This is a genomic window from Candidatus Poribacteria bacterium (assembly GCA_026702755.1).
Classification (GTDB): Bacteria; Poribacteria; WGA-4E; order WGA-4E; family WGA-3G; genus WGA-3G.
The window spans coordinates 43,199-57,000 of record JAPPBX010000071.1; the positions used below are offsets into that span (position 1 = coordinate 43,199).

Sequence of the window (13,802 nt, forward strand, 5' to 3'; positions counted from 1 at the left end):
TATGAGTTGCGAATCGCGACAAATTCGAGATCAGAGTTTCCTCTTACAAAGGAGGTAGAATTTTATGAAAATGAAAAGATTTTTTACAGTTCCTTTCAGTGTGTTACTGATGGCAACACTTTCTATGTCTGCTTTTGCGCAGCAGAACTTGCCGGAGGGTGCGATTGCGCGTCTGGGTAAAGGCGACATGCGTGATATAGCGTATTCTCCAGATGGGGAGCTTCTTGCGATGGCTGTGCTTGCCGATATTTTGCTCTATGATACGCGAAACGGTCAAGAGGTCGCGCGTCTCACGGGACACACCGGTGTGGTCACTGATCTTTCCTTTAGTCGGGATGGTCAGACGTTGGCAACTGTGCGTCGGGCAGGGAGGACGGTGCGGCTGTGGGATGTTGCGACGGGCACGCTCCGACATACCCTTAGCAGAGCCAGTGCTCCTATTTCCTTTAGTCCGGATAGTAAGACCTTGGCAGCAGAATCAGGTGGCGGGGTTCGTCTGTGGGATGTTACGACGGGCGAGCCCCTACAGAAGACATTTCTTCCAGAACGTTCTGCCCGTGATAATGTTTGCTTTAGTGGGGATGGTCAGACGTTGTTAGTTGATACCTGGTCGTATGTTCGCTTATACGATGTTGCGACGGGCAGGCTCCGCCACATATTTCATCCGCCGTATTCTCTCTATGCACCGCCGGTGTGTAGTCCGGATGGTCAGACTTTCATAACTACTGGCAATGGGAAGGTGGATGTATGGGATATTGCGACGGGCGCACTCCGAAATACCTTTGGACCCGCTGATGTCAAAAGTGTCTCGTTTAGTCCGGATAGTCAGACGTTGGCAAGTGGGAGTCGGCACGGGACGGTTCATCTATGGGATGTTGCGACGGGCACGCTCCGAAATACCTTTGGACACACCTCTGATGTTAATAGTGTCTCGTTTAGTCGGGATAGTCAGACGTTGGCAAGTGGGAGCGATGACGGGACAGTGCGGCTGTGGGATGTTGCGGCGGGCACGCTCCTACGGACACTTCAACACCCCCATTTTGTCCATAGTGTTCTCTTGAGTCCGGATGGTCAGACCTTGGTAAGTACGAGTTACGGCTGGGGGGACGAGACGGTGCGTCTATGGGATGTTGCGACGGGCACGCTTCGACATACCTTTGAAGGATACACCTATAATGTCAATAGTGTTTCCTTTAGTCGGGATGGTCAGACGTTGGTAAGCGCGAGTGATGGCGCGGTTCATCTATGGGATGTTGCGACTCGCACGCGCCGAGACATATTTCAACATAGGAGCAAGTGGGGCCAGTTTCAAGGCAAAGTTAGTGCTTTCTTGAGTCGGGATGGTCAGACGTTGGTAAGCGCGAGTCGGAACGGGACGGTTCATCTATGGGATGTTGCGACGGGCATACCCCAACGGACACTTACACTTGAAAGCCCTGATGATTCCTTTTACGGCTATTTCAAAAGTTTCTCGCTTAGTCCGGATGGTCAGATTTTGGCAAGTGGGAGTTCGGACGAGACGGTGCGGCTGTGGGATGTTGCGACGGGCACGCTCCGAAATACCTTTGAAGGACACGTCTCTGATGTCAATAGTGTTTCCTTTTCTCCGGATGGTCAGATTTTGGCAAGTGGGAGTTCGGACGAAACGGTGCGGCTGTGGGATGTTGCGACGGGCACGCTCCTACGGACACTTCCAATCGGCACCACGGTCAATAGTGTCTCGTTTTCTCCCGATGGTAAGACATTGGCAAATGGGTATAATTTGACTTGGAAGGAACAGATTCATTTATGGGACGTTGCGACGGGCACGTTCCTACGGACACTTGAGGTCCGTCGTTCCAGTTATAGTTTTGTAGCCGTTCACAGTGTTTCCTTTTCTCCGGATGGTCAGATTTTGGCAAGTGGGAGTTCGGACGAGACGGTGCGGCTGTGGGATGTTGCGACGGGCACGCTCCGAAATACCTTTGAAGGACACGTCTCTGGTGTCAATAGTGTTTCCTTTTCTCCGGATGGTCAGACAGTGGCAAGTGCGAGTATTGACGGGCAAATCCTTCTCTGGAGGGTCGGACGGTGGGAAGAAGAACCCGCGAATGCCCCTACGTCTTTCCAAGTCTCTCTACTTCCAGAAGAAACAGCTCTTTTGGCGAACTACCCGAACCCGTTCAACCCAGAGACGTGGCTACCGTATCAGTTGGCGGCACCTGCCGATGTTGCCCTGACGATCTATGACATTCAGGGACGCGTGGTGCGGGATTTGGATTTAGGGCATCAACGCGCAGGAAGGTATCACACTCGGAGCCGTGCCGCGTATTGGGACGGTAAAAACGCTGTGGGTGAACCTGTGGCGAGTGGTGTTTATTTCTATACGCTCAAAGCAGGCGATTTTGCCGCAACGCGGAAGATGTTGATACAGAAATAGTATCAAATGACCTTATGATAACTCGGATGCTGATGTTTATTAGCTTTCCATACTCGTTAGGTTAACTCATGTGTCATTTGATACAACTATAAGTGATTGGATTGTATTTTCTCAAAAGGAGGATTCTGATGAAAAAAGCAGTGTTTTCTATTTTTTCGGTGCTACTGCTGCTACTGGTGTTTTCTTCACAGGAGACGCAGGCACAGAAAGTGTTGGATACCCACTTTTTGGGCCCAAGTTATATAGTCGAAAGCGTGGCGTTCTCTCCCGATGGCAAGACGCTCGCCAGTGGGTGCGGGGATGGCACGATCTGGTTATGGGATACGAAAACCGGCGCATACCTCGACGTTTGGCAGAGGTCTTCTGATGCCGTCCATAGCGTGGCGTTCTCTCCCAATGGTAAGCTACTCGCCAGTGGGTGCGGGGACGGCACCATCGACCTATGGGACGTAAAGACGGGCGACATCCTGCGATCTCTGTCAAGGCGTGAGTCTGATGTCTTTAGTGTGGCGTTTTCGCCCGATGGACAGGTGATAGCAGGCGGTTGTCGGGATGGCACTATCGACCTATGGGACGTAAAGACGGGCGACATCCAGCAAATCCTCACGGGGCAGCATGTGTACCCTGTTCGGAGCGTCGCGTTTTCGCCCGATGGCAAGATGCTGGCAAGTACATCCTCCTCAAGAACAGACTTTACCTACTCATATGGTAGGACGCTTTCGTGGGACCCGAAAACGGGGGTCCTTCTGAACACTTACGGTGGTTCGTCTCTGGGTGTCGCGTTTTGGTCGGATGGAAAGGTGCTGGTGCTGGCTACGCTGAGAGGCCCCTATGACGCAACGACCGGCGAACGCCTGGATGCCTGGCCACTTGCCTGGCCACTTGGTGGCAGCAACATCACAACGTCAGGTGGTGGCAGTAGCCTCGCGTTTTCACCCGATGGCAAGACGATGGTAGTAAGAGAGTCGTACAGAAGAATCGGTGTATTCACGGACGACATCGCGCACGCCCTTACACCTGAATGGGGTGTCGGTTCTTTTCTGAGTTTCGCGTTTTCACCCGATGGCAAGACGCTGGCGATTGGTGGGGGAGGTAATAGACGTAACGGGAAGATCCACTTATTTGACGCAAACACGGGTGAGTTCCAGCAATCCATTGAAGGACATACGCGAACCATTGAGCAACTCGTGTTTTCGCCCGATGGCAAGAAACTCATCAGTAGCGGCGGGGTTAATGACTGGACAATCCGCGTCTGGGACGCACAGACGGGCGCACACCTGAAATTACTCTATCCGTTTGCGGGCGGCTATAAATTGGCACTTTCACCCGATGGACAGAGGCTCGCAAGCCTATGGCGTCGGTCTCAGTCCATCAATGTATTTGACGCAAACACGGGTGAACCACTCTATGAACTTTGGGGGCATGGGGGTGATGTCAGGAGCATCGCGTTCGCGCCGGCGGGTCAGACGCTGGCAAGCGCAAGCCGCGACGAGACGATCCGGTTCTGGGACGCACAGACAGGGGCACACACAAACACGCTCGCCGGACATACAAGTTCCGTCGAGAGCCTCGCCTTTTCACCCGATGGTCAGACGCTGGTGAGTGGCGATGCCGACGGTACGATCCGTTTGTGGAATGCAACGACGGGTGCAAGGTTGGGAACCCTCACCGAGGAGACAGCAGGTTTCCACAACCTTGTGTATAGTCCCGATGGACAGGTGCTCGCGAGTGCGAGGGATGACGACACCATCCAATTATTAAACCCCACGACAGGTGAAGACAAAAACACGCTTTCGGGACATGAGGGGCACATCTATAGCATCGCATTTTCACCCGATAGCAAAGTGCTGGCGAGTGCAAGTGCCGACGCGACGATCGGCGTATGGGATGTCGAGACAGGCACACGGCTGCAGACACTCCAGCAGGGGGGTAGCGTCTTTCAGAGCATCGCCTTTTCACCCGATGGCAAGACACTCGCCAGTGGGACCTACGGATCCATCGCTTTATGGGCGTTACCAGAGATACTTAAACAGATACAGCGCGGTCCTAAAGATGTCAACAGCGATGGCATCGTGAACATCTTGGATTTGGTCTTCGTCGCCTCACGTTTCGGGCAGATCGCTGCTGAAGAAGATATGCCAGCAGATGTCAACGGCGATGGCATCGTGAACATCCTTGACCTTGTAAGGGTCGCAGGGGCTTTTGATGTCGGGGGTGCCGCACCATCTCTACATCCACAGGCACGCACACACCTCACGGCAGGGAACGTGCAACAGTGGCTCCTTGAGGCAGCGCAACTCCCGCTCACAGATCCGATCTCACAAAGAGGGATTCGCACCCTTTACGCACTCCTAACAGCCTTGACACCCAAAGAAACCGCACTTTTGGCAAACTATCCCAATCCATTCAATCCAGAGACCTGGATCCCTTATCAGCTCACTATATCTGCGGATGTGACACTGACAATCCACGACATTCAAGGGCGCGTGGTGCGGACCTTGGACTTAGGACATCAGCGTGCAGGTACGTACCACACGCAGAACCGCGCGGCATATTGGGATGGCAAAAATACAGTCGGTGAACCTGTCGCAAGCGGTGTCTATTTTTATACGCTCACAGCAGGCGAATTTACTGCCACGCGGAAACTCCTGATACGGAAGTAGCACTTTCAGAGAAACGGAAGATGGGAAGGTAACACGCTACTCATCTTCTATACAAACAACTTGATTGCACCTCACAATCAAAAACCACCTAAAAAGGTGCGATGAACTGTGCAACTACGAACAATCCGATAAGTTTAGATTGGACAATTACGCATAGCGTAAAATGGACACCCGAATCTGCTCCCACTTCCGTTTAGAGCGATGGGTTGAGACCCGCCTTTTAAAGAGTGCCTCCTCCCTAAAACCAGCTTCCGAGATTATTCTTTCCAAATTCGTAATTGCTTTCGGACCAGAGGCATCAGCATAACCCAATAAAATCGTGCCGTCAGGTTTCAGGAAACCTGAGACCTGCGCAAAAAAGCGTTTCAGCGTTTCCTGTTTTTCATCGTGGATAGCGAGTTCTGCGCGATTGCGCACGCGGGCAACAACCCACGGTGCATTAAAGATAATCACATCAAATTGGTGGGACAGAAACGAATCAAATAGGTCACCGGCGGGCATGACGCGGACAGCGTCTGAATCTGGAAGGAGTCGTTGAAGGTTTAGTTTTGTTGTCGCAATGGCTTCAGGGAGTAGGTCGGACGCATACAATTCAACCCCTTCACCCAATTCCTGCTGCGCCAATAAGGTCAAACATCCACTGCCACACCCGATGTCGGCAACCGTGGCGGGATTCGAGTGACGGACGAACTGGAGTGCCTCTTGGAAGCACTCAATCGTTTCCTGCGAGCGCGGCGCGAGGACGTTCTCGGAAGCGAAAAAGGAGGCACCGAGCGCACGGACCGGATAGGTTTCTGCCAATGCTTGTTGAATTTGTTGAATCTTTGTTACGGGTAGGAGAAAGGGTTTTCCTTGATTCGCTCCGGCTGGTTCTCCAGCGAGTTCCAATAGATAGGGTAGGTCTGGCGCAGGTTCAACCTGTAAGATTCCGTCCGCATCTGCCCAACAGACGAGTTTCGCTAAGGCTTCTTTCAGGGCATGATTTGCGGATCTCCGATGCGAATCTCTCTGATCCTGTCGTTTCGCGTTACGGTTAGTGTGCTGGATTAAATCCTGTTTGTGGCGTTGGATATAGTCCATCACTTTTGTAATCTGTTCCCACTCTCCCTCCACAACGGCAACGCCACCGTGTCGGATATGCGTGAAGATCCGGTTGAGATGTCTTAATTCTTGGTGAGCGAACAGTTTAACACGCGGGCGAGCGAAAACGGCATCCCGGCATTCGGCAGGGACATAGAGTTCACCGATGTTAGTAACCGAATAGAAAAGATTGGAAGACTGGAAGATTGGAAGATTGGGGGAAGCGGCTTCTCCTTCATCTTTCGTTGCTTCCGCCCCATCAACCCTTCTCTGCTTCCAACGCCTGCTGCCTTCCATCTTCCACCCTTCCTACAAGCATTACCGAACTGTTTAACGAATCGCTACGACCTGACCCGTTCTAACAGATTCCGCCTCTTTATAGCAGAGGAGCAGTGCGTCTCTCGCCCCAACACCAGAGAGTGCCGTCGGTTCGCTTTCCCAATCGATGGCATCAATGGCGTATTGAAGTTCACCCACAAAGGCATCAATCGGATCGACATCCCCTAAATCAACTTGCTCGACCTCACCTTCGTCGTTCAAAAGTGTCAGCGGTACGGCGGTAGATGCCTCACCTGCCAATGTTGAGAAGTCATAGAGGAGCGTGGCTTTTTCAAGGTAAATCTCAAACCCGTGTGAGAACGCGCGTCCGCGTTGCGAGATACCTCCAGAAGAACAACTGACAGCGATCTCCTTATCGTTGTAAATGTATTGGGTTGTCAGGTAGTCCACATAGTTCTCACCAGCGAGTTTGCCTTGTGAGAATACGGCATCGGGGACACCACAGAGGAGTTGAATGAAATGGGTGTCGTGAATGTGTAAGTCGATGCCGGGGCCGCCACTCTTTTCAATATCGGCGACTTCCCGCGACCAACTCGGTCTGGAAATAATGCGTTTAAAATGCGCCCCCAGGAGTTCACCGTATTTTCCCTCTTCAACGATCCGTTTCGCATACGCGTACTCGGCGAAGAAGGGTAGTACATGCGCTACCATCAGGAAACAAGGACTTTCAAGTGCTTCCTTCCGCTCCTCACCTATTTTTTCTGCGAGTTCAACGAGCTCGTTGGCATCGTCCATGGAGATAGAGATCGGTTTTTCGACGAGGGTGTGTTTTCTGGCTTCAAGGGATGCCATACTCACCGGTTTGTGCAGGTGTGTCGGCAAGCAGATATCAACAAGATCAACCTCTTCGTCGGCGAGGAGGTCATCAATTTCACTATATGTTCGGACGTTTGAGAGATCTTCCATACCGCCTCGGGGTCCAAAATTACCTTGGATGCCGGTCCAATCCCCGGCAAGTTTCTTTGGATCTCGTGTGCAGATAGCAACCACTTCGGCACCCGTAATGCGCTGAACAGCGTAGTAGTGAATCATACCCATAAATCCGATGCCGACAATTCCGATTTTTGTCATTTTTTCTACCCTCGTCTTATAGAAGAGGACTTACGCAATTTTCTATGAATCGCCACATATTACGTGCAGCTGGCGAGGTTGCAAACCTCGCCAGCGAAGGGTCTGCGTAGTCCTATAGAAGAAAGCACAGGTGCCAACCTTTTCAAGAACGATACCTGTGCCGTTAGAGATTTGTGCGAGATCGCGAACGTAAAACTAAGACGCATCGTGCTTTAGTAGCACAATTTAGCGCGTGAACGTTCTTGATTTGATACTGCCCCAGGTCGTTGTTGCTTTATCACGAGGTGAAACTGCGAGGAAACCCTCGTTCATTATCTCGTTGATTTCATCTTCGCTGAGTGCCCGTCGCCAGACTGCAGCCTCGTCAATGGAACCGTTCTCGAAGGTATACCGGGCGCGGTCCTTGGAACATCCGATCCGTAAGTCCTGATCGTTGGTTCCCTTGAAGTCAAACTTTTGGTCTTGTTCAGCAGCAACTTCGCCATCAACATAGACTTTCATGGTTGAGCCGTCGTACGTCCCAACGACGTGTTGCCATTTCTTGACCTCCAGTGCATGCGGCTTGTTGAGGGTAGGTCTACTGTTGCCGGTCCCCAAGAACATATTAAAATTCTTACCGCCGCCGAAGGCACCGATACCGTAGGAGGAATGCTCTCCTCCGTTATGGCAGTTTTTGTCGAACCACTGTGCATCAGTTGCCCAAGCGTCCTGATTGATCCAAGCCGCCATGGTGATTTCACCCGTGATTTTCAGTTCATCGGCGGCTGGCACATTCACACAATCCGGACCCTCTTTCGTAATGCGAATCGCATCCCCATACTTGCCTTTTACAATTTCGGTATTGGCGACGATGTTCGCGTCAAGTCCGTTGCCGGAATCGTCAACAATCGTCTTCCCCTTGACATTGTCAAATGTGAAGTAAACGACGAGTCCTTCAGCGAGATCTGCTGTTGCGTACCCTGCCGAGATGAGCATCAGCGTGATAAGCACAGCATAACTAAATAGCTGTTTCATTTCGGTTTCCCTCCTGTGGGATCCTCTTACATTGAAAACAGAAGCTTTGTTTACGTGCGAAGTAATTAGAGTGTATCACAAAACTGAGTCGGGGGCAATATATTTTTCTTTTACTATGCGAATGGATATGATTTCTATGCTACCGTTTCCGTTATGGCTGAAGTGCTTTTCGCTTAATATTTCCCCACGTTGTAGCAACCTTGTCTTTTGGTGAAACCGCGAGGAGATTGCCTCGCATAGCATCTCTGATTTCGGTTTCACTGAGCGAACGATTCCATACCGCGACTTCGTCGATAGAGCCATCTTCAAATGCGTATTCAGGTTTATTTTGCACACATCCAATCCGCAAATCCTTGTCATTGGCACCATTGAAGTTAATACGCCTAAAACCAGCTCTAGCTGTATCTCTATTGATATTAAGAATGGCTTCTCCATCAAGATAGATTTTTGTAGAGGTGTCCGTACATGTTCCCACGACGTGATGCCATGTGCCATCCTTCATTTCGTGCTTACTTACGAAGTGCGTCCTGCGTTCACCGCCTAAGATAGTCGCTATAAGGGACTTCTCTTTGAAAAACGCGCCAAGGTTAAGAGCATCCACACCAAAAACACCCATACCGTATAGTTTGTTGGAGTCCCTGCTATGAGTCCCTTTATCAAACCATTGAAAAGAACTCCTCGTCCAATCGTCGTGATACACCCACGCCATCATTGTGATTTCCTCACTGATTTTCAGAGCATCCTTGGATGGGATATTCACGCAATCTTCAGTCTTACGCGTGATACGGACAGCGTTCCCGTATTTACCCTCGACAAATTTGGTGTTTTTGACAACTTCAGCATCAAGACCATTGCCGGACTCATCAAGGATTTGCTTGCCCTTGATGTTGTCGAACGTAAAGTAAACGACAAGTCCTGCATCAAGGTCTGCGATTGCGTACGCGCCTGTGATAAACATCAAAGCAATAAGTGAGGCGTAAAGAAACAATTGTCTCATTTTGTTTAACTTCTTGAAGGATTCAACTTTGTTAGGATTATGGAGAATTCAACAGGTTTCCTTATCGCGATGCGGAGATCGTTCCTACAGATCGGTTGCGAGTATGTCGTTCATGAGCTCTTCCCATCTGCCTTCAAATTTCTCGCCAAACTCGGTTTCTCCGCCGGTTGCGAGCGGCCCCCGGAGCATCGGTTTGGCTGTGTTGTTCCGCTCCCAGAGTTCTTTACCGCCGAAATCGTTGTGGAGGAAGTGAAGTGCTACGCCTGCCCGTTCTTTATCGGAGAGGTTGGACTTGGTGCAGTGTGCTACGCCGTAGCAGAAGAACAGCACACCGCCTGCTTTCAATTCAATTGGGACAGCGCGTTCTTCAGGCGGATCACACCGAATGTGATGGTCACTCAGTGGGTCCTTATAGTGTTCATAAGCCTCTCGATGGCTGCCCGGTATGACATGCATGCAGCCGTTCTCAACGTTTGCATCGTGGATGGCGATCCACATTGCAGTCCCTCGCAACGGGTCCGCGATTCTGAAGTAAGCGTTGTCTTGGTGCCAACTCGTGCCGATACCGACTTTAGCTGGTTTCCAGAACGCCTGATCCAACTCCAACATAAATTCATCACCGATGAGTTGCTGTACGGCGGAGATAACCTTTGGATGAAAGGGCAGTGCTTTGTGCAAGTCGCTGCGGTTATTGAGCGGAATTACCTGCAGGTTTTGTCGTTCACCTTCATTGTCGCGCTTGGTTCCATCTTCTTGCACTGCACAATTGATACCCGTCCCGTTTTCGAGTTCAGTATTATAAATCCGTTCTAATTCCAGTCGGAGTGCTTTCGCTTCAACGGGATCGAAAAAACCTTCGATGGCAAGGTATCCATTGTTTCGGAATTGCGCGAGCTGCTTCTCACTTAACTGCATTGTCAAACTACCTTCTTTATTTTAGGGGATCCGGTGCGGTTTCAAACCGCACCTACCTTCGGTTAACGTTGTGCGCACGGCACGATAATAGAATCGACCATCCCGTGTAAAATTTTCTTGTCGGCGGGACAGACTGCGGCTTGCATACCTCCCAATTTGACCGTGTTTCCGACGACAAAATAGTACGGACGGAGAAGTGGACGGCACGCCATCTCTTGGACATCGCCCACATCGAAATCGTAATACTGCATCCGTATCCGTTCAGCAGTGTGGAACTTCTGTAAGACGTGCGGGTTTTTCTCGAAATTTTCAAGGCTGTTTTCGATGACGGCTTCCCATTCCTCTGTAGGCAGATCGTGTCCGATCGCTACGCCGCGGCTCCCCCAAGCAAGTTCGGAAAAACCTGACGGTTTGATAACCAGCTCCCGTTGTTTCTGTGTCACAGTGCTGAGCTGCCGCCAATCTGTTACAGCGTTTCCATCTACCTCCAAGTTGGGAATCACGGCGTGTGGTGGTAGGGGGCGTGCATCGATAACCCAAGTTTCCGGGATTGCTTGTTGTAGGAAGGGATAGGTTTTTTTCCCGAGATGGCGTTTCCAAAAGGGTTGGAGCGTCGGATGATGGAAAAGCGCGAGGCACAATTTCTCTTCAAGATAGGATTTCGGTGGCGGTGTCATCACGACGGTGCGTTTCTTCGCACTATAGAACATCAACTCCGCTTTCGGGATATTGGGCAGATCGAACAATTCATAGAAACGATATATGACATCAACCGCCATTTTACCTGCTGCGTTCTCAACGAGCAGTCCATCCTCGGTAAAAATTACTTCGTGCGGTTTGACGGTGCAAGTTTCCACGCCAACTTCACAAAGTGCATCGGCAAGCCACATCATCTCCGCACGATAGTCTTCCGATTCATCTGAAACGACGATAGCGAGTGTCGGATTGTCTTTCTTTGCCAAATTTCGGATCATATCCGCGTAGCCGTTCACCATCCCGTCGCTACCACCGATGATCGTATAGCCGAGTTGTGCATAGAGTCTGGAGAGGCACCCTGTTGCGCCGATAAATCCGGGAATTGCGTCAAGTTCAGTAATCGCCATGCCATCGCCAGTGGGGAGGATGTCAGGACGTAGCACACCGGGCAGTTGGCTCTTAAAGCGATTCATCCGTCCATATTGGATGACGGTTTCCGGTTTTCCGATTTCCAAGTACTCAGCCACCCAAGCAGGTTGAATGCCGCGCGCGCTCTGGGAATAGAGTAAATTACAGGCGCGATAGAAATTTAGGAGATGTGTCCCGAGTTCCTCAAACCATCTCAGGTCTGTCTCGGAAATCCAGAAGGGTTCTGGTGAGATACGCCAAGAAGTATTGCAATCGGGATGGACATCCCGCTTCTCTGCTTCAAATAACTTCGCCTTTGGAATTTCGTCGTTAATAAATAGACATTTCTGTTTGGCATCCAATTTTAATTTTTTAATTATTCCTTGCGGTTAAACAACGTGCGTCTGAATTATCAAGTACGTTCCTTAAATCCGCCCTCCAAATGTAAAGCAAGGACAAATTATGCCATTTAAGGCATAATTTCATTACGGGCTTGGTTTTCGATGCTACAAAGAATCATTAATTATTCCCTGCCGTTTGGTTATGCCAAGAAGACCTGCTTAACAAAGTCAATCTTCTTTTGTTCAGCGATGGTTTTCAGAACGTGTCGAGGCACAGGCGTATCTACGTTGATAAGCGTTACAGCGAGTTCCCATAAACGTGAACGTCCGACAGTCATATCGGCAATGTTAATACCGTGCTCTCCGAGAATTGTTCCCATCAACCCTATTATTCCCGGCTGGTCGCTGTTATAGATAAGGAGAATGTATCCAGTGGGTCTCACGTTTATATGAAGTTGATTGATGCGTACAATGCGGATGTCTTTGCGTCCGAAAGCGGTGCCTTCAATCACCGAATCCCCCTTATCGGTTGTAATTGTAATCTCGATAGAGTTGGCAAAATCCGCTTCTGCTTCGCTCTTTGTTTCTGTAACAGAAATCCCACGCTGTTTAATCAGAAAAGGTGCGTTTACGTAGTTAACGTCCGTCAGTACCGGTGTCAGAAGCCCTTTCTGAGCAGCGACAGTTAGGGGTGTGACATCCTCTTTCTGAAAGAGGGTGCCGCCGTAATGGATTTTGATTGCGGAAATTTGACCTTCGACGATTTGCGCGTGAAAACTACCAATCTTTTCGGCAAGCTCCAGATAGGGACCCAAAATATCAAGCGTCCTTGGGTCAATCTTCGGTTGATTCACGGCGTTAGCAACAGGTTGCCCGCGGAGCGCATTTATCACCTGTTGTGCGACTTCAATAGCAACGTGATCTTGTGCTTCCGATGTCGATGCGCCGAGATGTGGTAACGCCAGTACATTCTCTAAATCCAACAGGGGTGTATCCGTCGCGGGTTCGGTTTCAAAGACATCCAGTGCAGCACCGGCGAGTTGTCCGGTTTTCAGGGCATGATAAAGGGCGTTTTCATCAATAATACCGCCACGAGCACAGTTAATCAGGCGACAACTCGGCTTCATCAGCGCAAACTCTGCCTCACCAACACTATGGTATGTTTCGGCGTTGAGATGCGTATGGACGGAAATATAATCGGATTCCTGAAAGAGCGTCTCTCGGTCAACGATCCGGATGCCGATTTTTTCTGCCGCATTCGCTGAAATGTATGGGTCGTAGGCGATTACTTGCATCCCAAAAGCCTGTGTGCGTTGTGCAACCTCTCGTCCGATGCGTCCGAGTCCGATAGTACCGAAAATTTTCCCGTAGAGTTCAACCCCGATGAAGTCGTTGCGTTTCCAGGTTCTATTTCGGAGCGAAATCCCTGCCGGAACTATGTTGCGTGCAAGTCCTAACAGCATAGCGATGGTGTGTTCCGCCGCCGCGATCGTGTTGCCCGTTGGTGTGTTAACGACTAAGATGCCGTTTCGCGTTGCTGCTTGCACATCAATGTTATCCACACCAACCCCGGCGCGCCCAATGACTTTTAGCTGCTTCGCGTTGTCAATAACATCTGCAGTTACTTTCGTCGCGCTTCTGATAAGGAGTGCATTGTAGTCAGCGATTCGGTCTAGCAATTCTTCATGGGGAAGATTGAGGGTGACCTCCACCTCAAAATCACCGCTCTCTTCCAAAACATCTAAACCTCGCTGTGACAACTGGTCGCTGACCAGCACCTTATTCATAATCCAGACTCCTCCACCTTCATCGTACCAAAACGATACCTTGCCCTTTTCGTTTGCAAGTTATCCGTCAAT

The 13,802-nt window shown here is 50.4% G+C and carries 9 protein-coding genes; 2 read left to right on the forward strand and 7 right to left on the reverse strand.

The window, feature by feature from the left end:
- Positions 1–64 precede the first annotated feature (64 nt).
- Entirely contained in the window at positions 65–2,419 is a 2,355-nt protein-coding gene (locus OXH39_12985; protein ID MCY3551367.1) for a T9SS type A sorting domain-containing protein, read from the forward strand.
- Positions 2,420–2,547: 128 nt separating this feature from the next.
- Entirely contained in the window at positions 2,548–5,082 is a 2,535-nt protein-coding gene (locus OXH39_12990) for a T9SS type A sorting domain-containing protein (protein MCY3551368.1), read from the forward strand.
- A 147-nt stretch (positions 5,083–5,229) separates the two neighbouring features.
- Here the strand turns inward: OXH39_12990 and OXH39_12995 are convergent, their stop codons facing one another.
- From OXH39_12995 to serA, 7 genes are all read right to left on the reverse strand, one after another.
- Positions 5,230–6,459, reverse strand: coding sequence for a class I SAM-dependent methyltransferase (locus OXH39_12995; protein MCY3551369.1), 1,230 nt, complete (start codon positions 6,457–6,459; stop codon positions 5,230–5,232).
- A 33-nt stretch (positions 6,460–6,492) separates the two neighbouring features.
- A complete protein-coding gene (locus tag OXH39_13000; GenBank protein MCY3551370.1) occupies positions 6,493–7,572 on the reverse strand; it encodes a Gfo/Idh/MocA family oxidoreductase in 1,080 nt (359 codons plus the stop codon).
- Positions 7,573–7,797: 225 nt separating this feature from the next.
- Positions 7,798–8,586 carry a LamG domain-containing protein gene (locus OXH39_13005; GenBank protein MCY3551371.1) on the reverse strand — a complete coding sequence of 263 codons (789 nt, stop codon included), beginning with the start codon at positions 8,584–8,586 and terminating at the stop codon, positions 7,798–7,800.
- Positions 8,587–8,737: 151 nt separating this feature from the next.
- Positions 8,738–9,583, reverse strand: coding sequence for a LamG domain-containing protein (locus OXH39_13010; protein ID MCY3551372.1), 846 nt, complete (start codon positions 9,581–9,583; stop codon positions 8,738–8,740).
- A gap of 84 nt (positions 9,584–9,667) precedes the next feature.
- The gene (locus OXH39_13015) at positions 9,668–10,498 is read right to left on the reverse strand and encodes a phytanoyl-CoA dioxygenase family protein (protein MCY3551373.1); all 831 of its coding nucleotides are present in this window, start codon (positions 10,496–10,498) and stop codon (positions 9,668–9,670) included.
- 62 nt (positions 10,499–10,560) lie between these two features.
- Complete coding sequence (locus tag OXH39_13020) at positions 10,561–11,964, reverse strand: hypothetical protein (protein ID MCY3551374.1); 1,404 nt, start codon at positions 11,962–11,964, stop codon at positions 10,561–10,563.
- Between the two features lie 179 nt (positions 11,965–12,143).
- Positions 12,144–13,730: a phosphoglycerate dehydrogenase gene (serA, locus tag OXH39_13025; GenBank protein ID MCY3551375.1), complete on the reverse strand. Its 1,587-nt coding sequence runs from the start codon at positions 13,728–13,730 to the stop codon at positions 12,144–12,146.
- Between the last annotated feature and the right edge of the window lie 72 nt (positions 13,731–13,802).

Coding starts and splice junctions, on each gene's coding strand:
- OXH39_12985 (MCY3551367.1), top strand. CDS start 65: ATGAAAATGAAAAGATTTTTTACAGTTCCTTTCAGTGTGTTACTGATG.
- OXH39_12990 (MCY3551368.1), top strand. CDS start 2,548: ATGAAAAAAGCAGTGTTTTCTATTTTTTCGGTGCTACTGCTGCTACTG.
- OXH39_12995 (MCY3551369.1), bottom strand. CDS start 6,459: ATGGAAGGCAGCAGGCGTTGGAAGCAGAGAAGGGTTGATGGGGCGGAA.
- OXH39_13000 (MCY3551370.1), bottom strand. CDS start 7,572: ATGACAAAAATCGGAATTGTCGGCATCGGATTTATGGGTATGATTCAC.
- OXH39_13005 (MCY3551371.1), bottom strand. CDS start 8,586: ATGAAACAGCTATTTAGTTATGCTGTGCTTATCACGCTGATGCTCATC.
- OXH39_13010 (MCY3551372.1), bottom strand. CDS start 9,583: ATGAGACAATTGTTTCTTTACGCCTCACTTATTGCTTTGATGTTTATC.
- OXH39_13015 (MCY3551373.1), bottom strand. CDS start 10,498: ATGCAGTTAAGTGAGAAGCAGCTCGCGCAATTCCGAAACAATGGATAC.
- serA (MCY3551375.1), bottom strand. CDS start 13,730: ATGAATAAGGTGCTGGTCAGCGACCAGTTGTCACAGCGAGGTTTAGAT.